Origin of the sequence: Pseudomonas indica NBRC 103045 (assembly GCF_002091635.1) — a bacterium.
GTDB classification, from domain to species: domain Bacteria; phylum Pseudomonadota; class Gammaproteobacteria; order Pseudomonadales; family Pseudomonadaceae; genus Pseudomonas_M; species Pseudomonas_M indica.
Map to the genome: position 1 here is coordinate 383,770 of NZ_BDAC01000001.1, position 25,225 is coordinate 408,994.

Sequence of the window (25,225 nt, forward strand, 5' to 3'; positions counted from 1 at the left end):
ATGGGCCAGTGCGGAGATTCCCATACCGGCCGGCCATCGCTTGAGAAACGTAGGGTCGAATTTATTCGACCGCCGGGCAGCATCGGGGCAACAAACCGTTCAATTCCCCTCGCGGCGCAACGCCTGGGGGGTGAAGTCGCGCGGGCCGAGGTTGGCGTTGAAGTCGTACATCGGCTCGTTGTTGTCCAGGCCATCGGCCATGTAGCGCCCGCCCTTGAAGTCGTAGAGCGCTTCCAGGGTGCTGTTGAACATGGGCGCGTCGTAGTAGCTGATCGGATGACTTTCCTGCAGGCCGATCAGGTCGCCTTTCTTGTCGTAGAGGTCCACCACCAGGATTTGCCAGCTATCCTCGTCCAGGTAGAAGCGGCGCTTGGCATAGGGATGGCTGAAACCCTTGCGCAGGGTCGCTTCCACTACCCAGACACGGTGCGGCTCGTAGCGCAGCAGATCGGGGTTGACCGTCTTGGTGCGGAGAATCTGCTCGTAGGGAATGCCCTTCTGGTGCACGGCATAGCTGTTGTACGGCACCAGCATTTCCCGCTTGCCGATCAAGTTCCACTCGTAGCGGTCGGGTGCGCCGTTGTAGGAGTCCACCATGTCGGCGGTGGCCATGCCGTTGGTGTCGGGCTGCAACGCATCGTAGGCCAGCAGCGGCATGCGCCGTACGCGACGCTCGCCACGGTTGAAGCGCCATGCCTTGCGGATCGCCAGCACCTGGTCGAGGGTTTCCTGCACCAGCAGCGCGGTACCCGCCAGCTTGGACGGCGCGACCACCCGGTACTTGTAGTGGAACAGGGTGTTGTCCAGGTCCTGCGGGCCAACGCCTTCGCGGCCGTAGACGAAGTAGACGTCACGCTCCTGCTTCAGCAGGGTGTAGCTGCCGTTGGCCAGTACCGCGGCCTGGTTGGTGACCATGTGAATTTGGTCGCCCCGGTAGCGCATGATGTGGTTCCAGATCGCTTCCTGGCCGTTCTGCGGCAGCGGGAACGGAACGCCCGCGGCGACGCCGCTCACGCCGTTGCCGTTGGCGATCAGCTCGGCGTTCAGCGCATTGAAGCGGGTGGCGTCATAGATACGCTGCGGCGCCGCGGCACTGCGGTGGCCGGGAAACACACGGAGCCGGTAATCCGGATAGGTGCGCAGCAGGGTCTTGATGCCTTCGGGCAGCACATCCTGGTACTGCTCGATATTGCCGGCGTTGACCACATAGCGGACCGGGTCCGCCGCATAGGGATCGGGGTGGTGCATGCCGGGCTGGTAATTCGCCGGCGGGGTGGCAAGCCCGCCGTCCCAGGCCGGAATGCTCCCGGAAGCGTTACCCGCCCGCTCGCCGCCCAGCGGCGTCAGGTCCTGCCCGAGGCGGGACGCCTGGACGGAATCGACTTTGGCCTGTGCCTGCCAGGCACTTGCCGCTAACAGCAGAATGCTCAGTTTTCTCAACATGCTTTTGCTCCCCGTAGCCTGCACCGAACCCTGCCCCGAGTGGGGCGGGCGTTTATTGTTTGAAACACGGTGAGGAGTTGCGCCGGGTGATCCCGGTCTCTTTTGTCTTGCTTGTTGCCGCCCCGCGCCGACCTCAGTCGATGCGCTGGAACAGCAGGTCCCACACACCATGCCCGAGGCGCTCGCCGCGTCGCTCGAACTTGGTCATCGGTCGATCGTCCGGACGCGGCACGAAGCGCCCGTCCTGTGCCAGGTTGCGATAGCCCGGCGCTACCTGCATCACTTCCAGCATGTGCTCGGCATACGGCTCCCAGTCGGTGGCCATGTGCAGCACGCCGCCGATCTTCAGCTTCTGCCGTACCAGTTCGGCGAAAGCCGGCTGAACGATACGCCGCTTGTGATGACGCTTCTTGTGCCAGGGATCGGGGAAGAACAGCAAGACCCGATCCAGGCTGGCATCAGCGACACAGTGCCGCAGCACCTCCAGCGCATCGCAGCTGTAGACGCGGATGTTGGTCAGCCCCTGGGCCTGCATACCGCTGAGCAGCGCGCCGACACCGGGCTTGTGCACCTCGACGCCGATGAAGTCCTGCTCCGGCGCGGCGGCAGCCATCTCCAGGGTCGAGTGGCCCATGCCGAAGCCGATCTCGAAGGTCCTCGGCGCCTGGCGGCCGAACACCTGGTCGAAATCGCGCAGGCCGTCTTCCAGCGCCAGGCCGTACTTCGGCCAGCCCTGTTCGAGGCCGCGCTGCTGCCCTTCGGTCATGCGTCCGGCGCGCATCACGAAGCTCTTGATGGTGCGTTGCGGGCGCGCTGCGTCCTGCCCAGCCTGATGCTCTTGGGTATCGCTCATTGGAAAACCTTGGAATGGCGTCCGGAGCGAGGACCGCTCCGGACGGGGGACATTAGCGGATCATGCCTTCCAGCGGCGAAGAGGCGCTGGCGTAGAGTTTCTTCGGCATACGGCCGGCGAGGTAGGCCATGCGCCCGGCGACGATCGCATGCTTCATCGCCTCGGCCATCAGCACCGGATTCTGCGCATGGGCGATGGCGCTGTTCATCAGCACCGCCTCGCAGCCCAGCTCCATGGCGATGGTGGCATCGGAGGCGGTGCCCACGCCGGCATCCACCAGCACCGGCACGCTGGCCTCTTCGAGGATGATCTGCAGGTTGTACGGGTTGCAGATGCCCAGTCCGGTGCCGATCAGGCCGGCCAGCGGCATCACCGCGATGCAGCCCAGCTCGGCGAGCTGGCGCGCGATGATGGGGTCGTCGCTGGTGTACACCATGACGTCGAAGCCGTCCTTGACCAGCACTTCGGCGGCCTTGAGGGTCTCGATGACATTCGGGAACAAGGTCTTCTGATCGGCCAGCACTTCCAGCTTGACCAGCTTGTGGCCGTCCAGCAGCTCGCGCGCCAGGCGGCAGGTGCGCACCGCTTCCGCGGCGTCATAGCAGCCGGCGGTGTTGGGCAGGATGGTGTAGCGGTCCGGCGGGATTACGTCGAGCAGGTTCGGCTCGCCCGGGTTCTGGCCAATGTTGGTACGGCGCACGGCAACGGTGACGATCTCCGCGCCGCTCGCTTCGATGGCGAGGCGGGTTTCTTCGAGATCCTTGTATTTGCCGGTACCGACCAGCAGGCGCGACTGATAGGTACGGCCGGCCAGGGTGAAGGGCTTGTCGCTGCGAACTTGGCTCATCGGAAATCCTCTTGGGCGGCTAGCCGCCGCCAATGGCGTGCACCACTTCCACCCGGTCGCCCTCGCGAAGCGCGGTGGCGGCATGCTGGCTGCGCGGCACGATATCCAGGTTGAGTTCGACCGCGACGCGACGCCCGGCCAGTTCCAGACGGTCGAGCAGCTCCGCGACCGTCTGGCCTTCGGGCAGCTCGAAAGGTTCGCCGTTCAACTGAATGCGCATGACAAAGCGGTCACAACGTTTGAGGGGGTCGGCATTCTAGCCCGATCCCGGCAGCGGACCAAGGCATGCGACTGCCATTCGTCTTCATTTTTTGACGCGCGGGTCAGATTCCTTGCGCACGCCAGGCCACCAGCCCCAGGCAGACCCATCCGGCGAGAAACGCGGTGCCGCCCAGGGGCGTGATGATGCCGAGCTTGCCGAGGCCGGTCAGGGTCAGTACGTAGAGGCTGCCGGAGAACAGCAGGATGCCCAGGGCGAACAGGATGCCGGCGGCACCCAGCACGCGGCTCGGCGCATGCAGCGATACCAGCGCGACACCGAACAGCGCCAGGGCATGGATCAACTGGTAGTGGACGCCGGTCTGGAAGACCGCCAGGTACTCCGCCGAGAGTTTGGCCTTCAGGCCGTGCGCGGCGAAGGCGCCGAGGGCGACACCGGTGAAACCGAAGAACGCGGCCAACAGGAGACAGGCTCGAAACATGGATAACTCCCGGACAGAGCGAATGCGGCCGCTATAATGGCCCGCTCTCCCGTTCCGGCCAAGCCACGCATGCTCAGAAACCTGCTCCGCCGCCTGATCAAACTAGTGCTCTGGTTCGCCGCCGGTTCGGCGCTGCTGGTGCTGGTACTGCGCTGGGTGCCGCCGCCTGGCACCGCGCTGATGGTGGAACGCAAGCTGGAAGCCTGGAGCGACGGCCGCGCGCTGGACCTGGAGCGGCAATGGCGTGGTTGGAATACCCTGCCGGACGACCTGAAGATCGCGGTGATTGCCGCCGAAGACCAGAAGTTCGCCGCCCACTGGGGCTTCGACCTCGATGCGATCCAACAGGCCCTGGCGCACAACGCCGACGGCGGCAGCCTGCGCGGCGCCAGCACCATCAGCCAGCAGGTGGCCAAGAACCTGTTCCTCTGGTCCGGCCGCAGTTGGCCGCGCAAGGCGCTGGAAGCCTGGTTCACCGCCCTGATCGAATTGCTCTGGACGAAGGAGCGGATTCTCGAGGTCTACCTGAACAGCGTGGAGTGGGGCGACGGCATCTTCGGCGCCGAAGCCGCGGCACGTCACCATTTCGGTGTCGGCGCGGCTTATTTGTCCGCCCAGCAGTCGGCCCAGCTCGCCGCGGTACTGCCCAATCCCCGCGAGTGGAGCGCCGGGCGTCCCGGTGCCTACGTGCAACGCCGGGCCCGCTGGATTCGCCAGCAGATGCGCCAGCTCGGCGGCAGTCATTACATCGATCAGTTGCGGCCGGAGTACCCTCACTGGTGGCCGCGCTGGCTTTGATTCGCTAGTGCTGCTGCAAGGCCCGGCGCGGAACGCTGTGCAGCAACACCACCTCATCGTCCCGCAGATGCGCGGTCAGGCCGAGGTCCGGATAGACCCAGGCCTCGCCTTCGGCCAGTTGCAGGCGCAGACGCGGCTGGCCGAGGCTGGCGACCAGGCGCTCGGCTGCCATCGGGGCCTCGGGTTTCAGGCGAAGGATGGCGATGGCGTGGCTGCCGAGTTCATCGCTAACCTGGCGGCTGAGCGGCTGTTCGGCATCGGTGGGTCGCAACCCGGTGGCTTTCGTCAGGCTGGCGCGCTCGCGGTCGCTCAGCGCCAGCTCGGCCTCGAGCAGCCAGAGTTCGTCCGCGTCGCCGACCTGCCCCCGGTAGAGCAACCGTGGCTCGTCCAGGCGCGGCTGAAGCCAGAGCTCACCCTCCACTTCCTCGCTCAACGCGGCAAGCGTCAGGCGATCCTCGGCCAGCGGCGCCAACAGGCGCTCCCGCCATTCCGCCATCCAAGGCAGCGGCTCGCCCTGGCGGGCCTGCATCAGCCAGACACCCCAGCCGAAGAACAGCACCGCCACCAGGGCGAAGACCAGCCAGTGCTGGGGGCGTAGCGGCGGCATGGGCATGAAAACCTCCGGGCAGAAAAAAGCCGCACTCAGCAGGCTGGGTGCGGCTTTTCATGGGGCTGTGGATTACGCCTGTATCGAACCCTTGAGCTTGTTCATGGCGTTCTTCTCCAACTGGCGGATGCGCTCGGCGGAGACGTTGTACTTGGCGGCCAGGTCGTGCAGGGTCGCCTTCTCCTCGGCCAGCCAGCGCTGGTAGAGGATGTCCCGGCTGCGCTCGTCCAGGCCTTCCAGCGCTTCGTGCAGGTTGCTGGTGGAGCTGTCGCTCCAGTCGGCGTCTTCCAGTTGGCGCGCCGGGTCGTAGCGATGGTCTTCCAGGTAATAGGCCGGGGACTGGTGGGCGCTGTCGTCGTCGGCATCAGCCGCCGGGTCGAACGCCATGTCCTGGCCGGTCAGCCGGCTCTCCATCTCGCGCACTTCATGCGGCTCGACACCGAGGCTCTCGGCCACTGCGTGCACTTCGTCGTTGTTCAGCCAGGCCAGGCGCTTCTTCTGCCCGCGCAGGTTGAAGAACAGCTTGCGCTGCGCCTTGGTGGTCGCGACCTTGACGATACGCCAGTTGCGCAGGATGAACTCGTGGATCTCCGCCTTGATCCAGTGCACGGCGAAGGACACCAGCCGTACCCCCATCTCGGGGTTGAAACGCTTGACGGCCTTCATCAGGCCGACGTTGCCTTCCTGGATCAGGTCGGCCTGGGACAGGCCGTAACCCGAATAGCTGCGGGCGATGTGTACGACGAAGCGCAGGTGCGCGAGCACCATCTGCCGTGCCGCCTCGAGGTCCTGGTGGTAATAGAGGCGCTCGGCCAGTTCGCGCTCCTGTTCCTGGGTGAGCAGCGGGATGCCGTTCACCGCATGCACGTAGGCCTCCAGGTTCGCACCGGGAGCCAGGGCATAGACAGGTTGCAAGGACGTGGTCATGCGAATCCTCCGATTCACTAAAGCTGGCGCAGTGTAGCACTGAGCTATCCGACTGCAAGGGGGCGTAAAAGTTTCGTTACACCCATTTCCAAATATTGCCTGAAAGGCCCGAATACAGGGCCCTTCGGACCATTCAGGACCGCCTCAACGAGGCGCCAGCTCGCTCAGATGCCGCGCCACGGCCAGCCAGGCACCGATGTAACCCAGCAGCACCGCACCCAGCACCAGGGAGACCGCATCTCCGAGAGGAACGCCGGCCAGGGCGAAGTCGCTGCCGTAGAGGCCGGCCAGGCGCACCACCGCCTCGTTCAGCCAATCCAGGCCGAAGGCCAGGATCGCCCAGGCCAGCAGCCCGGCACCCAGTCCGTAAAGTGCACCCATGTACAGGAAAGGACGCCGCACGTAGCCATCGGTTCCACCCACCAGCTTGATCACCTCGATTTCGGTGCGGCGGTTCTCGATGTGCAGGCGAATGGTATTGCCGATCACCAGCAGCAGCGCCATGACCAGGATCAACGTCAGGCCGAAGACGAACCGCTCGCCGAGCTTGAGGATCGCCGTCAGCCGCTCGACCCACTGCATGTCGAGCTGCGCCTGCTGCACCCGTGGCAACTCCGACAGGCGCTGGCGCAGGGCCTCCAGGCCAGCCTTGTCGATTTCTTCGGGGGTCACCACGATAACGCCGGGCAGCGGATTTTCCGGCAGCTCCTTGAGCGCCTCGCCGATACCCGAATGCTGCTGCAACTCGGTCAGCGCCTGTTCGCGACTGACCCACTCGGCCTCCGCCACGTCCGGCATGTCGGCGATTTCCGCGCTGAGCCGCTCGCCTTCGCTGTCGCTGGTGTCGAGCTGCATGAACAGGGAGATCTGTGCGGCACGCTGCCAGGAACCGCCCAGCCGTTCGACGTTGTCGAGCAGCAGCGCCAGGCCCATCGGCAGGCTCAGGGCGATGGCCATGACCAGGCAGGTGAAGAAGCTGCCGACCGGCTGCCGCGCCAGACGCCGCAGGCTATCGACCAGGCTGGCGCGATGGCTTTCCAGCCAGGCGTGCAGCAGGGCCTGGAAATCCGGGCCGTCGTCGTCCTTCTTCGCCGGTTTCTCCGCCTTGGGCTTCGGCGTCGCGCCGACGCGCTCGGCCGGCTTCGGTGGCGGTACGCGGGTCGCGCTCATCAGCCGGCCTCCCCATCGCCGATCAGACGGCCACGCTGCAGGGTGAGCATGCGGTGACGCATGCGCGCAATCAGCGCCAGGTCGTGGCTGGCGATCAGCACCGTGGTGCCCAGCCGGTTGATATCTTCGAATACGCCCATGATTTCCGCCGCCAGACGCGGGTCGAGGTTACCGGTGGGTTCGTCGGCCAGCAGCAGGGCCGGGCGATGCACCACCGCCCGGGCGATGCCCACGCGCTGCTGTTGGCCGGTGGACAGGTCGGCCGGATACAGCTCGGCCTTCTCGTGCAGGGCGACGCGCTCCAATGCCGCGCCGACCCGCTGGGCGATCTCCACCTTGGGCAAGCCGAGGATTTGCAACGGCAGCGCGATGTTGTCGAACACCGTGCGATCGAACAGCAACTGGTGGTTCTGGAACACCACGCCGATCTGCCGACGCAGAAAGGGAATCTGCGCATTGGTGATCTGCGCCAGGTCCTGACCGGCGAGCAGCAGCTTGCCGGTGGTCGGACGCTCCATCGCCAGGATCAGGCGCAGCAGCGTGCTCTTGCCCGCGCCCGAGTGGCCGGTGACAAAAAGGAACTCGCCCCGGCGCACCCGGAAGGACAGCTCGTGCAGCCCGACGTGGCCGTTGGGGTAGCGCTTGCCGACCTGTTCGAAACGGATCATGCGTGCTCTCTTTCCGCGAACAGGGCCTGGACGAAGATCTCCGCCTCGAAGGCGCGCAGATCGTCGATGCCCTCGCCTACGCCGATGTAGCGGATCGGCAGGCCGAACTGCTTGGCCAGGGCGAAGATCACCCCACCCTTGGCGGTGCCATCCAGCTTGGTCAGGGCCAGGCCACTGAGCGCCACCGCCTGGTGGAACTGCTTGGCCTGGTTGATGGCGTTCTGCCCGGTGCCGGCATCGAGTACCAGCAGAACCTCGTGGGGCGCCGTCTCGTCGAGCTTGCCGATCACCCGGCGAACCTTCTTCAGCTCCTCCATGAGGTTGTCCTTGGTGTGCAGGCGTCCGGCGGTATCCGCGATCAGCACGTCGACCCCGCGTGCCTTGGCGGCCTGCACCGCATCGAAGATTACCGAGGCCGAGTCGGCGCCGGTGTGCTGGGCGATCACCGCGATGTTGTTGCGCTCACCCCAGACCTGCAGTTGCTCCACCGCCGCGGCGCGGAAGGTGTCGCCGGCCGCCAGCATCACCTTCTTGCCTTCCAGTTGCAGCTTCTTGGCCAGCTTGCCGATGGTGGTGGTCTTGCCGACGCCGTTCACGCCTACCACCAGGATCACGTAGGGCGCCTTGGCCGTGTCGATCTTCAGGGGCTGCTCCACCGGGCGCAGCAGCGCGGTCAGCTCTTCTTGGAGCGCCTTGTACAGCGCGCCGCTGTCGGCCAGCTCCTTGCGCGCCACGCGCTTGGTCAGGCTCTGCACGATGGCGGTGGTGGCCTCGACGCCGACGTCGGCGGTCAGCAGGCGGGTCTCGATCTCGTCGAGCAGGTCGTTGTCGATGGCCTTCTTGCCGAGGAACAGGCTGGCCATGCCTTCGCCGAGGCTGGCGCTGGTCTTCGACAAGCCCTGCTTGAGACGGGCGAAGAAGCCGACCTTGTCCTCGGCCTTGGGCGGTTCGACGGCCGGAGGCGCCACCGGACTGGGTTCGGTCGGCGCGACAGGCGGCTCGACGTGTTCATGCAGCAATTCGCTGCCGGCGTTGATGCGGAAACGCGAGGTGGCCGGCCGCGGGGTGTCGCCACTCGCTTCGGGGGAAGCGGCCGGCGGCCGCTCCTGCGACACGGGCGCGACTGGCGGAGGCTCCGGTGCGGCGGGAGTGATTTCGGCCGGCGTCGGGGTCTGCGCCGCCTGGGGTGCGCTCGGCGTCAGCGGGGCGGCGGGTTCGCCGCTGCCCTGCGCCGATGCCTCGGGCGTCGGCTCAGGGTGGGCTGGCTCGCCGGTCTGCTCCTGGGGCTTCTTGCGCAGCCAGCCGAACAGGCTTTTCTTTTCGCCGGCCTCGGCCGGGGTCTTCTTGTCGTCGTTGGAACCAAACATGGAGACGGGTTTCTCAAGGGAGCGCCACGCGCAGCCTGCCTGAATAGCCGGCGCCGGGGTCAGAGGCAGGGTGAAAACGCAGTTTTGTGCTGGTTTTCAACGCTGCATGGCCAAGCACAGCAGCTTTAGCAGGCCCGAGACGTGGCCGCCAGGAAATCGGACAAGTATCCTAGCACCTCCCCGCCCGCCGACGCTAAGTCCACCGGGCCGCCGAAAAGAGCTTTATCCATGAATGCGATTGCCCGCCATGCCGCCGGCCTGCTGTTCGGCGCTCTCTCACTGCCGATGCTGGCAGTGGCCGCCGATCCCCAACCCACCCACGAATTCACCCTGGACAACGGCCTTAAGGTCATCGTCCGCGAGGACCACCGCGCGCCGGTGGTGGTGTCCCAGCTCTGGTACAAGGTCGGCTCCAGCTACGAGACGCCCGGCCAGACCGGCCTGTCCCACGCCCTCGAACACATGATGTTCAAGGGCAGCCGCAAGCTCGGCCCCGGCGAGGCCTCGCGCATCCTGCGCGAACTCGGTGCCGAGGAGAACGCCTTCACCAGCGACGACTACACCGCTTATTACCAGGTCCTGGCCCGCGACCGCCTGCCCGTGGCCTTCGAACTGGAAGCCGATCGCCTCGCCAGCCTGCGCCTGCCGGCCGACGAGTTCGCCCGCGAGATCGAGGTCATCAAGGAAGAACGTCGCCTGCGCACCGACGACAAGCCCAACTCGCTGGCCTACGAGCGCTTCAAGGCCATGGCCTTCCCCGCCAGCGGCTACCACACACCCACCATCGGCTGGATGGCCGACCTCGAGCGCATGACGGTCGAGGAGCTACGCGCCTGGTACGAAAGCTGGTACGCGCCGAACAACGCCACCCTGGTGGTGGTCGGCGACGTCACCGAGAAGGACGTCAAAGCCCTCGCCCAGCGCTATTTCGGCGATATCCCGCGCCGCCAGGTGCCGCCGGCGAAAATCCCGCGCGAGCTGAGCGAGCCCGGCGAACGCCTCATCACCCTGCACCTCAAGACTCAGTTGCCGAGCCTGCTGTTCGGTTTCAATGTGCCCAGCCTCACCACCGCCGGGAACCCGCGGGAGGCCCATGCCCTGCGCCTGATCGCCTCCCTCCTCGATGGCGGCTACAGCGCCCGCCTGCCGTCGCGCCTGGAGCGCAGCGAAGAGCTGGTGAGCGGCACCTCCGCCTGGTACGACGCCTCGACCCGGGGCGACAGCCTGTTCGTGCTGTCCGCCACGCCCAACGTGCAGAAGGGCAAGACCCTGGCGGACGTGGAGGCCGGCCTCTGGCGCGAACTCGAAGACCTCAAGAAGAATTCACCCTCCGCCGCCGAGCTGGAGCGCGTGCGCGCCCAGGTCATCGCCGGCCTGGTCTACGAACGCGACTCCATCACCAGCCAGGCCACCGCCATCGGCGAGCTGGAAAGCGTCGGTCTGTCGTGGCGGCTGATCGATGAAGAGCTGGACGCCCTGAAGGCCGTCACCCCGGCCGATATCCAGGCCGCCGCCCGCACCTATTTCACCCGCTCGCGCCTGAGCGTCGCCCACATCCTGCCCGAGGAAGCCCGCCATGACTGAGCGTACCGGCCAGCGTCACGGCCTGTTCGGCCCCGTCCTGCCCCTGCTGATCGCGGCCCTGGCGATGCCCGCCATCCCGGCCGTCGCGGACACCGCCGCCCCCCGTATCGAATCCCTTGCCAGCATTTCCAAGGAGGCTCCGGGCTACCGCAGCCTGGATATCCAGAGCTGGCGTACCGCCGAAGGCGCCAAGGTACTGTTCGTCGAGGCCCGTGAGCTGCCGATGTTCGACCTGCGCCTGACCTTCGCCGCCGGCAGCAGCCAGGACGGCGACGCCCCCGGCCTGGCCACCCTGACCAACGGCATGCTCAATGAGGGCGTGGCGGGCAAGGATGTCACGGCCATTGCCGAAGGCTTCGAAAACCTCGGCGCCGAATTCGGCAACGGCGCCTACCGCGACATGGCGGTGGCCTCGCTGCGCAGCCTGAGCGCGAAGGACAAGCGCGAGCCGGCCCTGGCGCTGTTCGCCCAGGTGGTGGGCAAGCCGACCTTCCCGGAAGACTCGCTGGCACGCATCAAGAACCAGTTGCTGGCCGGCTTCGAATACCAGAAGCAGAACCCCGGCAAGTTGGCCAGCCTGGCGCTGTTCGAGCGTCTCTACGGCCAGCACCCCTACGCCCATCCCAGCGAAGGCACCGAACAGTCGATCCCCGCCATCGGCATCGACCAGTTGCGCGCCTTCCATGCCAAGGCCTATGCCGCCGGCAACGTGGTGATCGCCCTGGTCGGCGACCTCTCGCGCAGCGAAGCCGAGGCCATCGCCGCCCAAGTCTCCAAGGCGCTGCCGGCTGGTCCCGCGCTGCCGAAGGTGGCGGAACCGCAGGCGCCCAAGGCCGGGCTCGGCCACATCGACTTTCCGTCCAACCAGACCCACCTGATGCTGGCCCAGCTCGGCATCGACCGGCGCGACCCGGACTACGTCGCGCTCTACCTGGGCAACCAGATCCTCGGCGGCGGCGGTTTCGGCACCCGCCTGATGGAAGAAGTACGGGAGAAGCGCGGGCTGACCTACGGCGTCTATTCCGGTTTCAGCCCCATGCAGGTAGCCGGTCCGTTCATGATCAACCTGCAAACCCGTGCCGAACTGAGCGAAGGCACCCTGAAGCTGGTACAGGACATTGTCCGCCGCTACCTCGCCGAAGGCCCGACGCAGAAGGAACTGGACGACGCCAAGCGCGAACTGGCCGGCAGCTACCCGCTATCCACCGCGAGCAACGCCGACATCGTCGGCCAGCTCGGTGCGATCGGCTTCTATGACCTGCCGCTGACCCACCTGGAAGATTTCATGGAGAAGGCCCAGACGATGGATGTCGAACAGGTGAAGGCGGCCATGGCCCGTCACCTGGACCCGGACGCCTTCGTCATCGTCACCGCCGGGCCGACCATGGCACAGAAGGAACTGCCGCCGCCCACCGACAAACCCAGACAAGAACCCATCGGGGTTCCGGAGCACTGATGCGACAGCCAGCAGCGAAACGGCACGGCGGCCAGGGCCAGCTCCGCATCATCGGCGGCGAATGGCGCAGCCGGCGCTTCGCCTTCCCCGATGCCCCCGGCCTGCGGCCGACGCCGGACCGCGTGCGGGAAACCCTGTTCAACTGGCTCGCGCCTTATGTCCAGGGCGCCCGTGTGCTGGACCCTTTCGCCGGTAGCGGTGCGCTCTACCTGGAAGCCCTGTCGCGCGGCGCCAGCCAGGCCCTGGCGCTGGACCTCAACGCCGAGGCCATCGCCAGCCTGCGCCAGCACCTGGACACCCTGAACTGCGGCGCCGGGCAACTCCTGCAAAGCGACGCCCTGCGCTACCTGGAAAACCAGAGCCCGACGCCTTTCGATCTGGTGTTCCTCGACCCACCGTTCAACCAGAACCTCCTCGCCCCCACCTGTACCCTGCTCGAAGCACGCGGCTGGCTGGCCAAGGACGCCTGGGTCTACACCGAAAGCGAAGCCCAGCCCTCCTCCCTCGGCCTGCCGGCCAACTGGCGCCTGCACCGGGAAAAGAAGGCCGGCCAGGTGTATTACGCGCTATGGCAACGGGACTGAGCCAGCTACCGCTCTCCTCGCCCCGGCACGGCGCCACGGACAGCGGGTTCAAACCCGCCTGGTGGCTGCCCGGCCCGCACCTGCAGACGCTCTGGTCACCGTTCTGCCGCCAGGCGCCGAGCCTCGAGCGGACGCGGGAGCGGCTGTGGCTGGCGGATGGCGACTTCCTCGATCTCGACTGGCATGGCCCGCACTCGGCGGATGCGCCGCTGGTTCTGGTGCTGCACGGCCTGACCGGCTGCTCCAGCTCGCTCTACGTGCTCGGCCTGCAACAGGCCCTGGCCGCCCAGGGCTGGGCCAGCGTGGCGTTGAACTGGCGCGGCTGTTCCGGCGAGCCGAACCTGTTGCCGCGTGCCTATCACTCCGGTGCCAGCGACGATCTCGCCGAGGTCATCGCCCATCTGCGCGCCCAGCGGCCGTTAGCGCCGCTCTTCGCGGTGGGCTATTCGCTGGGTGGCAACGTGCTGCTCAAGCACCTGGGTGAAAGCGGGGCGGACTGCGCCCTGCAAGGTGCGGTAGCGGTGTCGGTGCCGTTCCGCCTGGATCAGTGCGCCGACCGCATCGGCCTGGGATTTTCGCGGGTGTACCAGGCGCACTTCATGCGCGCCATGGTCGCCTACGTGAAGGACAAACAGCGCCTGTTCGCCCACCAGGGGCTGGCCGACCGGCTGTCGGTGCTGGAGAAACTCGGCCCGCTGGACGGCATGCGCACTTTCTGGGATTTCGATGGCCGCATCACCGCGCCGCTGCACGGCTATGTGGATGCCCAGGACTATTACCGACGCGCGTCGAGCCGCTACTTCCTCGGCGCCATCCAGGTACCGACATTGATCATCCAGGCCGCCGACGATCCCTTCGTGTTCCCCCACAGCCTGCCGGAGCCCGGCGAGCTGTCCGCCAGCACCCGTTTCGAGCTGCATGCCAAGGGCGGTCACGTTGGCTTCGTCGAAGGGCCGCCGAATCGGCCCGGCTATTATCTGGAACGGCGCATCCCGGCCTGGTTACGGACGAGGGTCAACGACCGGCGCTGAACACGCCGGCCCAGTCGTTGGGGAAGCGGGTCTGCAAGGGCAATTGGTCGACCCGCCAGCGTTCCGGCAGCGGTTCCTCCAGCGCTGCCGGTACCAACAGGCCCAACTGACTCGCCGCAAACGGTGAGCGCAGGTCGCTCGGCAGGCGCCCGGCGCGGTCGGCCTGTTGCAGAATCCGCGCCTTCAGCCAGTTGCCGTCCGGCATGCGGACTTCCAGCGGCTGCCCCGCTTGTGCATAGCGACCATAACGCGGCTCCAGGTAGATCCAGAGCACCGGCTCGCCCATGCCTTCCAGGCGCATCAGCAGGGTGCCGGGGCCGACGTTCTCGCCTTCGCCGACCAGCACCTCGGCGACTAGGCCGGGGGCACTGGCGTGCAATTCGAGACCTTGCAGGCGGGACTCCAGCCAGGCCTGCTCGGCATGCTGCTGGAGCAGGTCGCGCGCCTCCCCGTAAGGCCGCTGGCTCAGCTCGCGCTGGCGACGGTCGAACGCCAGCAGATCGCTTTCCCGCGCGTCGCGTTCGCTTTCGGCGGCGATCAGTTCGGCCCGGGTCGCCGCGCCCTGCGCCAGCAAAGCCTGTACCTGGCCGACGCGCTGACGGGCGCGTTCGAGCTGGCGGCTCAGCACCTGCCGCTCATGGCCGTCGATCGATTGCGGAGCCGACGCCTCCAGCCCGGCCGGCAACGCCTGGAGCTGCGCCATGCGCGCACGCCATTCGGGATTGTCCAACTGGATCAGGCGCTGCCCCGCCTCCACCCGGTCACCAGCCCGGACATCGAGATGGGTCACCACACCGGCGTCGCGGGCACGAAGCTCCACCACCGGCATGCGCAGCTGGGCCGGGGCATCCACCAGCCAGAAGCCGTACAGCACCTTGCCGACAAACCACAGCAACGGGCTGGCGACGAGAAACAGAATCAGGTACCAGCGCAACCGGAAGGCCACGCGCTTGCCCGGTGCATAGAGCACCTCCAGGCCTTGTTCCCGGGTGGGGTTGTGTTCTTTGCGGCTGTCGAAACGAATCTTCATGGCTCGGTCACTTGGGGAAATCGGTCCAGGTCTGCCAATCCAGGCCGCTGACACCGACGGGCTGCAACTGGGTGCGCCAGCGTTCGGCTTGCCGGCGCAATTCCACCGCCGGCACACCGGCCCAGCTTTCCTCGGCCGGCAGCATGCGCTCGACGCTCTGCGCCAGGCGGAAGCGCACCGCTGGCCAGCGCAGGGCGATGTCTTCGGCCAGGGCGCCACTGCGCTCGGCATTGCGGGTGTAGATCATCAGGCTGACGCTGCGCACACCCAGACCGGGCAGCGCGCAGGGTATACAGGGCTGGTCGGCAGCGGGCTCGGCGAACCAGCGCGGATGGCTCGACAGCTCCAGGGGCCAGGGACTGACCTGGGCAGCGGCCTTCAGTGTGTCGAGCCAATCCTGCAGACGGCTGGTAGGCACCGGCCAGCCGAGCTGCTCCACTTCCAGATCGAGGTGCAGGCTGGCGAATGGCAGGCTCCGCAGTTGCTCGATCAGCGCGATTAGTCCGTCACGCTGGCCGGCGTTCAGCCAGGCGGGATCGCCCAGCAGCAGACTGACCCGCAGCCCCTCGCGCCCGGCCACGGCCAACAGCTCGCCCAACGCGGCACGGGTGGCCGGCAGGGCATCCACCTGCGCCTTGTCGAGCCCGAGGTAGATCGCCGTCATCCCGGCCCGCCGCAAGGCGCGCAGTTCCCCGGCGCGACGCTTCGGATCGAGCAGTGCGTGGCTGTCCCACAGGTAGCTGGCCTGGCTCCACTCAGCATCCGTCGACACCCTGTTGTCCCGGGCAGCATCCAGGGCGACCCACGGTTGGCGGCTGTCGCCGAGCAGCGCGGCGAAGGCGGCATCGTCGTTGCCGAATACGCCCAGCTCCGCCTCGCGCAGCCAGGCGGCATGCCAGGCGGCGATCAGGGCGAAGCCACTGAGGTAGAACTCCCGCTCGGCAACAAGCTCGGGCAGCACGCTCTGCTCGAGGTCCCGTTCGCCACGGGCGCGCCGCTCGCGCCAGGCGGCCCGGGCCGCCTCGAATTGCTCGCGCCGCAGCGTCAGGGTCGACAGCGCCGCCCGCTGGGCCCGCAGGGTACGGCCAAGCTCCCGCGCCAGGGTCCGCCGCTCGACGTCCACCTGGCGCAGAGCCGCCTGGTAACGCGCTTCGCCGAGACGCTCCCGAGCCCGGTCGTTGCCGAGCAGGTCGAAAGGCGTGGAAAAGTTGAGGCTGGCCACCAGACCGGTACCGGGGGCACCGCCGCCGCTGCGCTCTTCGACGCTTTGGGCGAGGCTGAAACTGGAATCCACTCCGGCATACCACGGGCTCTCGCGCCCCTGTTCGGCCTGCGCCAGACGGTCCTGGCGCTCGGCCAGGCGGGGATGCCGTTCGAGCAGGGCCAGCCAGCGCTCCTGCGCCTGCGGCCGGTCGGCCAGCGGCTCGGCGAGCGCTTCGGCATCGGTCTCCACGGGAGCACTGGCATAGGCCGCCACGGCCACGCGCACTTCATCGGTCACCCGTGCCGTTTCCGCGCAGCGACGGGCCAGTTCCTGCCAGCGGCTGCGCTGCAACTGCGCTTCGGAGGCCAGCAACCAGCCGCCCGCCTGACGCTGCTGGATACGCCGCTCGGCCGCCGTCAGCCCAGGTGCCAGGGCCGCGCACCAGCGCTGCTCCTGCTGGGCGCGCCACCAGTCGGCATAGGCGCCGCGCAGGGCCAGGCGTTGTTCGGCACGGCGCAGGGCCGCGCGCAGTTGCTGGCGCTGGATGTCGTGCTGGCTGGCCTGTACCGCATCGGCCTGGCGCTTCAGGCTGCCCAACAGCGGGTGGCGCACACCCACCGCCAGGTCGAGCCCGTCGTACTCGTCATGCACATCGTCGGTCACCAACTCACGGTAATGCCCGGCGCTGGTACCGGCGAAAAGCTGCCACCCCGCCTCGTCCTCGCGCAGCTCGCGCTCGGCGCGCAAGGCCTCGCTCTCGGCCTGGTCGGCGAGCCAGGCGGGGTCGTTCTCCAGCCCGTTCAACAGATCGGCCAGGGGTAACGGCGCCGCCATCGCGGGCAGGCTGAACAGGCAGGATAGTAGGAGCAACAGACGCAACATCAGAACTTCGTAGCCTTCTTCAGAACCCACCAGGGCGCCATGCTGGTTTCCTCATGGCCGCGGCGCAGCGCTTCGTTGAGCATCGCCACCGCGCTCCAGCAGCGCATCATCAGCATGAACAGCGGAAAGATCGGCACCAACAGGGCCAGGCGCAGGTCCTGGCGCGGGCGTTCGGAGACCATGACAAGCATCGCCAGGTAGAACAGCAGGGTGATCGTCAGGTAAAGCGTGTAGACCAGCACGAACAACAGCAGCAGGGTCGAGCCCGGCAACAGGAACAGCGCCGCCAGGCTGTAGCTGAGGATGATGAACGGCAACACCAACTGGAAGAAGAAGCCGCTGACCAGGGTCATCAGGAAATTCGGCCAGCCGAGCAGACGTGGTGTGATGCTGTGGCTGTGCTTGCGGATATAAAGGAAGAACAGGTCGCCATCCCAGCGCAGGCGTTGCAGGAGAAACTGGCGCAGGGTCGCCGGCGCGTCGGTGTGACCGATGGCCTCCGGCTCGAAGGGAATGCGCAACGGCCGGCGGCCGAAGTAGCTCTTGATCCGCAGGGTGAGGTCGAGGTCCTCGGCGGTATGGGTGTCCCAGCCGCCGATGCGTTCGAGGAAACTGCGTCGGAACGCACCGAAGGCCCCGGACACGTTGTTCACCAGGTTCCACTCGCCGAGGCCGATCTTCGACATGTGGATCGACAGCAGGTACTCCAGCGCCTGCACTGCCGTGCTCAGCGACGCCCAGGCATTGCGTACGCGCAAGCTGCCGGCCACCGCCGGTACCTCGGGGTCGGCGAAATGGCGGACCATGGCGCTGACCATGTTGTTGTCGAACGAGGTGTCGCCATCCAGCGCCATGACGATCTCGCCGGTGGCATGGGCCAGGCCGGCGTTCAGCGACGAGACCCGCCCGCCACGCTGCCACTTGGCAATCGGCCGCAGCTGCCGGCGCGGATAGAGATCGGTATTCAGGCGGAAATCGCGTACCGCACGCAGAGTCGTCTGGTTGGCGGTGGCGCCGTCGACCACCGGGATCATCTCGATATGGCCCGGATAGGTCTGCTCGCACAGGCTGAGCAGGGTCTTCTGTACGTCCAGCCCTTCGCTGTAGCAGGTGATGATGCACGACACCCGCGGCTGGTACAGGCTGTGCTGGGGCGTGCGGCTGTGCCGACGCGCGAACCAGCGCAGCACGCCGAGCAGCACCAGCACGTTCAGCGGCAGCTCGAACAGCAGGAAGAACGGGAACAGGCTCATGAACAACTGGCTCAGCCCATCCGGGCCGGACAAGTCGACGAGCAGCGCCTGGGCCTGTTCGAAGAAGCCGATCATCAGGCCAACTCACCCGCCAGCCGCGCCAGCAACAGCTCGCCATCTTCCTGTTCGAGCAGGTCCTGCGGCGCACTGAAGCCCACCATACGCAACTCGATGTCGCGGGCTTCCGAGGTCTTCAGCAGCTCGGCCACGCGGGCCAGCCGCTGGCGCAGACTGGCGAGCCCTTCGGCACCGGTGTTCGGCAGCAACAGCCAGAGATGTTCCTCGCTGCTGCGGGTGAAGCGGTCGGTCTCGCGTACCGCTTCCTGCAAACGTTCCACCAAGCTGTCCACCAGCGCGTGGCCGCTCAGTTCGCCAAGCTTGGCCAAGGTGCTGGCCAGGTTGACGAAGCGCAGCCCGAGCAGGGAGAACGCCGGCTCGCGGTAACGACGAACGATCTGGATCTGCCAGCCGAGCATTTCGCGGAAGGTACGCGCACCCAGCAGGTTGAGCCGGCCGAACTGCTCGCTGTGGCTCGTCTCACTGACGAAGCCCTGCCGGCAGCGCAACCGACCGGCTTCGGCCAGGCGGAAATGCCGCACTTCGCGCACCCGCAGCTTCTCTGGTTCGTGCACCTGGCCGCAGTCCAGGCAGCGGGCCTCCACGGCGGCATCGACGAAGAACGCCTGGCAACCGCGGCAGCGGTAGTTTTCCAGCGGCCGGTCGTAGTCGCTGCCGATGTGGCGCAGCCGGCTCAGGCAGTTCGGGCAGAGCAGCAGGCCGTCCTTGAGGAAATGCTCCTGCGGCGCGACGTGGCCGCAGGTGAAGCAATGCAGCGATGGCTGCCGCGCGATGTCCAGGGAGTGGCACTCGGCGCAGACATCCACGTAGTTCAATCGGCCCGAGCCACAGTCGATGCACAGGCGCAGGCGGTCCACCAGCTCGCCCTCTTCGAGCAGGCCCTGCTGGGTCATCAGTTGCAGCCAGACGAACGCATTCACCGACTCATCGATGGCCAGCGCCTCGAGCAGCGGGTAGCGGTAGTGCTGCGGCACCTGCGGATCGCGCAGGGCATGGATGTCGCCCCGCGAACGCAGCCACAGCCAAGCCAGCACGCGCGTCTCGAAACGCTCCGGCGCCGCCCCACGGTTGAACAGGGCGAAACGCTCCTTCCACAACCGCCACAACGGCGTCAGCGCACCCAGGTCGACCGGCGGCGTGCCATCGCCCAGGGCGGTGCACCAGGCATCCTGGTCGCGGCAGCAGTAGATCAGGCTGAAGCGATAGCTTTCGCTCAGGCGCAGGCTACGGAGCGCCTGGCCGGCGAGCGGGCCGGGCAGGTCCAGCAGGAGGACGTCATAGGCGGGCGCGGCGAGCAGTTCGGAGAGATCGCCGAAGCGGTCGAGCGGCGAAAGAGACAGGCTCGACTCGGCCGTCCCCAGAATGGCGACGCGAGGAGAAGAAGAAGGCATGTTCAGAGGCGACCGGATAGTTGCGACGCGTGGCGCGAATCACATCGGGCGCGACTCTAGCATGTAGTGGCACTATGGTCCGAGCGAATAATGGCCAACTGACACCACCTTTACACTTGAAGTGTCAGTCCCGCCACTGACTGGCAGGATCGACTTATGACCATCCGGTTTTTTTCAACGCTAAATCCAGGCTGCGGGCAAACCGGGGTTGTTTAGAAGCTCATCCCTCAATGCTCGCTGACAACCAACCGATACCGGTCGATTTCGCCGACACGGGCTGACCTGCCACACAGCATCGCTCCACAACTTGGCCGGATTTATCCCCTTTTGTCCTCATCTATCGTTCTGCCCGTGACGCACCGCTGACAGAATCGATGCGAACGGGCACGCGGGAAGCCCCAGAAGAACAATCGGTTAGAGCCTGCGATAAGCATGTCGAGCGCAATCAGCATCGAGCATCTGTGCATGGAATTCGGCGAGCCGGGGCAAGGGATGAAGGCCCTGGACGATGTCTCCCTGGAAATCCGTGCCAACGAATTCTTCACCCTTCTCGGCCCTTCCGGCTGCGGCAAGACCACCCTCCTCAGGCTGATCGCCGGCTTCGAACAGCCGACCTCCGGCGTCATCCGCCTGTACGGCGAAGCCATGCAGGACCTGCCGCCGTTCCGCCGCCCGGTGAATACCGTCTTCCAGAGTTATGCCCTGTTCCCACACATGACGGTGGCGCAGAACATCGCCTTCGGCCTGGAGATGCGCGGACTTGGCCGGGCCGAGATCGACCGCACGGTAAGCGCCATGCTGGAGCTGGTGAAGCTGCCGGACGTCGGCCGGCGCCGTGCCGATCAGCTTTCCGGTGGCCAGCAGCAACGCATCGCCCTGGCCCGTGCCCTGGCCAATCGGCCGAAGGTGCTGCTGCTCGACGAATCGCTGTCGGCCCTGGATCTCAAGTTGCGCAAGGAGATGCAGATCGAGCTGAAGCGTTTGCAGGCGGACACCGGCATCACCTTCATCTTCGTCACTCATGACCAGGAAGAAGCCCTGACCATGTCCGACCGCATCGCGGTGATGAGCAAGGGCCGCATCCTGCAGATCGGCACGCCCAGCGCAATCTACGAGGCGCCGGTCAATCGCACCGTGGCCGACTTCATCGGCGAGACCAACTTCCTTACCGGCGAAGGGACACCGGAGGGCCTGCGCCTGGCCGATGGACAGTGCCTCGCCCTGAACGAACCGGCCAGCGGACCGCTGACCCTGGCAGTCCGCCCGGAACGCATCCGCCTGAGCGACCAGGGCAATCTGGAAGGCCGCCTGGAGGACATCGTCTACCTTGGCACCGACACCATCTATCTATTGGAAGTCGCCGGCCAGAGCGGTTTTCGCGTGCGCCGGCAGAACGACGAGGGCGCCGGAAACGGGCTGCATCCCGGCGCGCGGGTCAGAATCCAGGTGCCGGCCGCGGCATTGCGGGTACTCGCCGAATGAGCACGTTGCAACAGCGCCAGCAGGCACGGCAGTTACGCCATCGACTGCTGCTCAGCGCACCGGCGATGGCCATGCTCGGGGTGTTCCTGTTGGTGCCGCTGGGCATCATGCTGCTGGTCTCCGTGTTGCAGGGCGGCGACTACGGCGGCGTGAAATGGGGCGAGTACTCGTTCGAGGCCTATGTCAGCTTCTTCTATGAGCGCGATCTCGACGACAGCCTGGTGTTCAATACCGACTACCTGCAAATCTTCCAGCGCTCCTTGTGGCTCTCGGTGCTCACCACCGCCGGCTGCCTGCTGATCGGCTTTCCCACCGCGCTGTACCTGGCTTTACAGGACGAGAAGCGCCGCAACCTGTTGCTGTTCCTGGTCACGGTGCCGTTCTGGACCAACCTGCTGGTGCGGGTGTACGCCTGGATACTGCTGCTGCGCAACGGCGGGCTGGTGGACAGCGGCCTGGGGCTGTTCGGCTTCGACGGCAGCCTGGGCATCCTCTACAGCGACGCGGCGGTGATCGTCGGCCTGCTCTACAGCTTCCTGCCGTTCATGGTGCTGCCGATCTACACCAGCCTGGAGAAGCTCGACTGGCGCCTGGTGGAGGCGGCCTTCGACCTCGGCGCCAACCGGCGCAAGGCGCTGCAACGGGTGATCGTCCCGCTGGCGATGCCGGGCATCGTCGCCGGCACGCTGCTCGTCTTCATCCCCTCGCTGGGCAACTACATCATTCCCGAGCTGCTTGGCGGCGGTAAGTCGCTGATGATCGGCAACCTGATCCAACTGCAGTTCGGCACCGCCCACAACTGGCCGCTGGGGGCGGCGCTGGCGTTCGTCCTGCTGGCCCTGGTGCTGCTGGCGATGCTGTCCTACAACCTGCGCTTCCGGCAGCCGGCCATGGAAGGCCACGCATGAACCGGCGCAACCCCCTGTGGCGCTTCACCGGCGTGCGGCCGACCGCCTGGTTGTTCTTCGCCTTCCTTTATGTGCCGATCGTCGTCCTGGTAGCCCTGAGCTTCAACGGCGGCCAATCGGCGACGCTATGGAACGGCTTCAGCCTGAAATGGTATGCGGCGGTGGCCAACGACCCGGAAATCGTCCGCGCGGCGAAGAACTCGCTGATCGTCGCCAGCCTCGCCACCCTGATCGCCACTATCCTGGCCACCTTGGCGGCGCTGGGCATGCACGGCCGGACGTTCCGCGGACAGACGCTCATGGGAGGCGTGCTCGGCCTGCCCTTGCTGATACCGGAGATCGTCACGGCGGTAGCGACTCTGATGTTCTTCTCTTTCATCGGCCTGAAGCTGTCACTGTTCACCATCCTCATCGCCCATGTGGTGTTCTGCATTCCCTTCGCCTATCTGCCGATCCGCGCCCGCCTGCAGGGCATGGACCCGCGCCTGGCTGAGGCCGCCGCCGACCTGTACGCCTCGCCCTGGCGGGCCTTCTGGCGGGTGGATTTCCCACTGCTGCTGCCCGGCATCCTGTCCGGGGCGATGCTGGCGTTCATTATTTCCATGGACGACTTCGTCATCACCTACTTTGTCGCCGGGGCCGGCGCGACCACCCTGCCGGTATACATCTTCAGCGCCATCCGCATGGGCATCTCGCCGAAGATCAATGCGATTTCCTCGATCATCCTCCTGATTTCAATTCTGTTCGTCGCGCTTTCCTATTACGTCGGCCAACGCCGACGCTGACCGCAAGAAGGAGCTTGGCCATGACCTTACGCCGTACCCCGCTCGCGCTTTCCCTGCTACTGAGCCTGGGCCTCAGCGCCACCGCCCATGCCGCCGGCACCCTGCACTTCGCCAACTGGTCGGATTACTACCCGCCCGAGCTGCTGAAGAAATTCGAGGCGGACACCGGCATCAAGGCCTCGCTGGACGCCTACGACTCCAACGAGACTCTGCTGGCCAAGCTCAAGGCCGGTGGCGGCAGCTACGACGTGGTGGTGCCCTCGGACAGCTTCATCGAAATCATGGTGGCGGACGGCCTGCTCCAGAAGTTCGACAAGAGCAAGCTGCCGAACCTGAAGAACCTCAAGGCGAACTTCCAGGACCTGCGCTTCGACCCCGACCATGACTACAGCGCGCCCTACCTCTGGGGGACCACCGGCTACAGCTACGACAGCGCCAAGGTCCCGGGCGGCGTTCTGGAAGAAAGCTGGAAACCCTTCTTCGAACCGCCGGCCGAGCTGAAAGGCCAAGTGGTGGCGCTCAACTCCATCGAAGACCTGTACATCCCCGCCGCGCTCTACCTGGGCGTCGACCGCTGCACCGAAGACCCGAAGGAAGCGAAGAAGATCCAGGACCTGCTGCTGAAACAGAAACCCATGCTGGCCATGTACAACAGCGACGGCACCATCGAACGCATGGCGGCCGGCGAGGTAGTGATGCACCAGCAATGGAACGGCGCCTTCCACCGCGCCCATGAGCAGCGCGACAGCCTGGTGTACGTCTATCCCAAGGAGGGCGTGCACGTATTCATCGACAACTTCGCCATCCCCAAAGACGCCGCCAACGTCGAGGAAGCCCACGTCTTCATCAACTGGATGCTGCAGCCGGAAAACATCGCCGCCGCCTCCAACTTCGCCAAGTACAACAACGCGGTGGAAGGCTCGGAAAATTTCATGGACAAGGCGCTGTTCGACGACCCGGCGATCAACACGCCACAGGACAAGCTCGACCGCCTGCGTCCCTTCCAGCTCTGCTCGCCCAAGGCCTTGAACCTGCGCACCAAGGTCTGGACCAAGCTGAAGAAATAAGCCCGACGCCCCGACAGGCGGCCCGTTGCGACGCGCCGCCCGAGCCGACTCATCCCGGAGAACCAGCATGCTGACCCTCTACAGCGACGATCACCACCTGCATCACGGCAAGCACGAGCTGATCGGCGGCCAATTCCAGCCCTGCTTCGAGAAACCCAGCCGCGCCGACATGGTGCTGGAGCGCGTACGCGCGGTGAAACTCGGCGACGTGCGCCCCCCCCAGGACTTCGGCCTGGCGCCGATCCGCCGGGTGCACGACGCCGGCTTCCTGCGCTTCCTGCAAAATGCCTGGAGCGACTGGCAGGCCCTCGGCCGCGATCACGACATGCTGCCCATCGCCTGGCCGACGCGGCGCCTGCGCCAAGTCGAACCGACCGATATCGACGGCCGCCTCGGCTACTACTCCTTCGACGCCGGCGCGCCGATCACCGCCGGCACCTGGCAGGCCATCCTCAGCTCGGCCAACGTCTCCCTCAGCGGCCAGGCCGAACTGACCAAGGGTGCCCGCGGCGTCTTCTCGCTGTGCCGCCCGCCGGGCCACCACGCCGCGGCGGACTACATCGGCGGCTACTGCTACCTGAACAACGCCGCCATCGCCACCCAGGCCCTGCTCGACCTGGGCGCGAAACGGGTGGCTATCCTCGACGTCGACTATCACCACGGCAACGGCACCCAGGACATCTTCTACGACCGCGCCGACGTGCTGTTCACCTCGATCCATGGCGATCCGCGCTTCGAGTACCCCTACTTCCTCGGTTTCGCCGATGAAAAGGGTATGGGTGTCGGCGAGGGCTTCAACTTCAACTACCCGCTGGCCGCTGGGAGCGACTGGTCGGTGTGGGGCCTGGCACTGGCCGACGCCTGCCGGCAGATCGCCGCCTATGCACCGGATGCCCTGGTGGTCTCACTGGGCGTGGACACCTTCAAGGAAGACCCGATTTCCCAGTTCAAGCTGGACAGCCCGGACTACCTGCGGATGGGCGAAGCCATCGGCAGGCTGGGCCTGCAAACGCTGTTCGTGATGGAAGGCGGTTACGCGGTGGAGGAAATCGGCATCAACGCGGTGAACGTGCTGCAAGGATTCGACAGCGTCCAGTCGCGCTGATGAC

The 25,225-nt window shown here is 66.4% G+C and carries 24 protein-coding genes; 10 read left to right on the forward strand and 14 right to left on the reverse strand.

Translation table 11 applies throughout. The annotated features are described in order from the left end of the window. Window positions 1-99: 99 nt before the first annotated feature. The 5 genes from PIN01S_RS01690 to PIN01S_RS01710 form a co-directional block, all read right to left on the reverse strand. Window positions 100-1,443, reverse strand: a complete 1,344-nt coding sequence (locus PIN01S_RS01690; protein WP_084333266.1) for a DUF1329 domain-containing protein — start codon at window positions 1,441-1,443, stop codon at window positions 100-102. A gap of 133 nt (window positions 1,444-1,576) precedes the next feature. After that, window positions 1,577-2,296, reverse strand: coding sequence for a tRNA (guanosine(46)-N7)-methyltransferase TrmB (gene trmB / locus PIN01S_RS01695; RefSeq protein ID WP_084333268.1), 720 nt, complete (start codon window positions 2,294-2,296; stop codon window positions 1,577-1,579). 52 nt (window positions 2,297-2,348) lie between these two features. Beyond that, complete coding sequence (locus PIN01S_RS01700; protein WP_084333270.1) at window positions 2,349-3,143, reverse strand: thiazole synthase; 795 nt, start codon at window positions 3,141-3,143, stop codon at window positions 2,349-2,351. A 19-nt stretch (window positions 3,144-3,162) separates the two neighbouring features. After that, entirely contained in the window at window positions 3,163-3,363 is a 201-nt protein-coding gene (gene thiS / locus PIN01S_RS01705; protein ID WP_084333272.1) for a sulfur carrier protein ThiS, read from the reverse strand. A 103-nt stretch (window positions 3,364-3,466) separates the two neighbouring features. Then, entirely contained in the window at window positions 3,467-3,844 is a 378-nt protein-coding gene (locus PIN01S_RS01710; RefSeq protein WP_084333274.1) for a DUF423 domain-containing protein, read from the reverse strand. A gap of 69 nt (window positions 3,845-3,913) precedes the next feature. On the opposite strand from PIN01S_RS01710, the gene mtgA reads away from it, so the two are divergent. After that, a complete protein-coding gene (gene mtgA / locus PIN01S_RS01715) occupies window positions 3,914-4,642 on the forward strand; it encodes a monofunctional biosynthetic peptidoglycan transglycosylase (RefSeq protein WP_084333583.1) in 729 nt (242 codons plus the stop codon). Between the two features lie 4 nt (window positions 4,643-4,646). Here mtgA and PIN01S_RS01720 read toward each other — a convergent pair whose 3' ends face one another. The 5 genes from PIN01S_RS01720 to ftsY all read right to left on the reverse strand — a co-directional run bounded on the left by PIN01S_RS01720 (window position 4,647) and on the right by ftsY (window position 9,381). Then, on the reverse strand, window positions 4,647-5,255 hold the full coding sequence (locus PIN01S_RS01720; protein ID WP_084333276.1) for a hypothetical protein: 609 nt from the start codon (window positions 5,253-5,255) through the stop codon (window positions 4,647-4,649). A gap of 66 nt (window positions 5,256-5,321) precedes the next feature. Continuing rightward, a complete protein-coding gene (rpoH, locus tag PIN01S_RS01725) occupies window positions 5,322-6,176 on the reverse strand; it encodes an RNA polymerase sigma factor RpoH (RefSeq protein ID WP_084333278.1) in 855 nt (284 codons plus the stop codon). 144 nt (window positions 6,177-6,320) lie between these two features. Continuing rightward, complete coding sequence (gene ftsX / locus PIN01S_RS01730) at window positions 6,321-7,346, reverse strand: permease-like cell division protein FtsX (protein ID WP_084333280.1); 1,026 nt, start codon at window positions 7,344-7,346, stop codon at window positions 6,321-6,323. Beyond that, entirely contained in the window at window positions 7,346-8,014 is a 669-nt protein-coding gene (gene ftsE / locus PIN01S_RS01735) for a cell division ATP-binding protein FtsE (protein ID WP_084333282.1), read from the reverse strand. Before ftsE ends, ftsX begins: the two co-directional genes overlap by 1 nt. Beyond that, window positions 8,011-9,381, reverse strand: a complete 1,371-nt coding sequence (ftsY, locus tag PIN01S_RS01740; RefSeq protein ID WP_084333284.1) for a signal recognition particle-docking protein FtsY — start codon at window positions 9,379-9,381, stop codon at window positions 8,011-8,013. The genes ftsE and ftsY overlap by 4 nt, the downstream gene beginning before the upstream one ends. A 228-nt stretch (window positions 9,382-9,609) precedes the next feature. Here ftsY and PIN01S_RS01745 point away from each other — a divergent pair, with 228 nt between their 5' ends. Genes PIN01S_RS01745 through PIN01S_RS01760 form a run of 4 tightly spaced genes read left to right on the forward strand, consistent with a single transcriptional unit; the run spans window position 9,610 to window position 14,036 of the window. After that, on the forward strand, window positions 9,610-10,965 hold the full coding sequence (locus PIN01S_RS01745) for a M16 family metallopeptidase (protein WP_084333286.1): 1,356 nt from the start codon (window positions 9,610-9,612) through the stop codon (window positions 10,963-10,965). Continuing rightward, window positions 10,958-12,421, forward strand: coding sequence for a M16 family metallopeptidase (locus tag PIN01S_RS01750; protein WP_084333287.1), 1,464 nt, complete (start codon window positions 10,958-10,960; stop codon window positions 12,419-12,421). The genes PIN01S_RS01745 and PIN01S_RS01750 overlap by 8 nt, the downstream gene beginning before the upstream one ends. Then, window positions 12,421-13,005, forward strand: coding sequence for a 16S rRNA (guanine(966)-N(2))-methyltransferase RsmD (gene rsmD, locus PIN01S_RS01755; RefSeq protein ID WP_084333288.1), 585 nt, complete (start codon window positions 12,421-12,423; stop codon window positions 13,003-13,005). Before PIN01S_RS01750 ends, rsmD begins: the two co-directional genes overlap by 1 nt. Beyond that, complete coding sequence (locus PIN01S_RS01760; protein WP_084333289.1) at window positions 12,990-14,036, forward strand: hydrolase; 1,047 nt, start codon at window positions 12,990-12,992, stop codon at window positions 14,034-14,036. The genes rsmD and PIN01S_RS01760 overlap by 16 nt, the downstream gene beginning before the upstream one ends. On the opposite strand, the gene PIN01S_RS01765 is transcribed toward PIN01S_RS01760, so the two are convergent. The 4 genes from PIN01S_RS01765 to PIN01S_RS01780 are packed head-to-tail and all read right to left on the reverse strand — an operon-like array spanning window position 14,020 to window position 19,874. After that, complete coding sequence (locus PIN01S_RS01765; protein WP_084333290.1) at window positions 14,020-15,066, reverse strand: HlyD family secretion protein; 1,047 nt, start codon at window positions 15,064-15,066, stop codon at window positions 14,020-14,022. The two genes, PIN01S_RS01760 and PIN01S_RS01765, sit on opposite strands and share 17 nt — an antisense overlap. 7 nt (window positions 15,067-15,073) lie before the next feature. Beyond that, the gene (locus PIN01S_RS01770; RefSeq protein ID WP_084333291.1) at window positions 15,074-17,152 is read right to left on the reverse strand and encodes a TolC family protein; all 2,079 of its coding nucleotides are present in this window, start codon (window positions 17,150-17,152) and stop codon (window positions 15,074-15,076) included. After that, a complete protein-coding gene (locus tag PIN01S_RS01775; RefSeq protein ID WP_084333293.1) occupies window positions 17,152-18,480 on the reverse strand; it encodes a glycosyltransferase family 2 protein in 1,329 nt (442 codons plus the stop codon). The genes PIN01S_RS01770 and PIN01S_RS01775 overlap by 1 nt, the downstream gene beginning before the upstream one ends. Then, window positions 18,480-19,874, reverse strand: coding sequence for a TackOD1 domain-containing metal-binding protein (locus PIN01S_RS01780; RefSeq protein WP_084333295.1), 1,395 nt, complete (start codon window positions 19,872-19,874; stop codon window positions 18,480-18,482). The genes PIN01S_RS01775 and PIN01S_RS01780 overlap by 1 nt, the downstream gene beginning before the upstream one ends. A 432-nt stretch (window positions 19,875-20,306) precedes the next feature. Between PIN01S_RS01780 and PIN01S_RS01785 the strand changes: the two genes are divergently transcribed. The 5 genes from PIN01S_RS01785 (at window position 20,307) to PIN01S_RS01805 (ending at window position 25,221) form a co-directional block, all read left to right on the forward strand. Continuing rightward, the gene (locus tag PIN01S_RS01785) at window positions 20,307-21,356 is read left to right on the forward strand and encodes an ABC transporter ATP-binding protein (RefSeq protein WP_084333297.1); all 1,050 of its coding nucleotides are present in this window, start codon (window positions 20,307-20,309) and stop codon (window positions 21,354-21,356) included. Then, window positions 21,353-22,264, forward strand: a complete 912-nt coding sequence (locus PIN01S_RS01790) for an ABC transporter permease (protein ID WP_084333299.1) — start codon at window positions 21,353-21,355, stop codon at window positions 22,262-22,264. Before PIN01S_RS01785 ends, PIN01S_RS01790 begins: the two co-directional genes overlap by 4 nt. Beyond that, on the forward strand, window positions 22,261-23,049 hold the full coding sequence (locus tag PIN01S_RS01795; protein WP_084333301.1) for an ABC transporter permease: 789 nt from the start codon (window positions 22,261-22,263) through the stop codon (window positions 23,047-23,049). Before PIN01S_RS01790 ends, PIN01S_RS01795 begins: the two co-directional genes overlap by 4 nt. A 20-nt stretch (window positions 23,050-23,069) precedes the next feature. Continuing rightward, entirely contained in the window at window positions 23,070-24,116 is a 1,047-nt protein-coding gene (locus PIN01S_RS01800; RefSeq protein WP_084333303.1) for an ABC transporter substrate-binding protein, read from the forward strand. A gap of 67 nt (window positions 24,117-24,183) precedes the next feature. After that, a complete protein-coding gene (locus tag PIN01S_RS01805; protein WP_084333305.1) occupies window positions 24,184-25,221 on the forward strand; it encodes a histone deacetylase family protein in 1,038 nt (345 codons plus the stop codon). Window positions 25,222-25,225 lie beyond the last annotated feature (4 nt).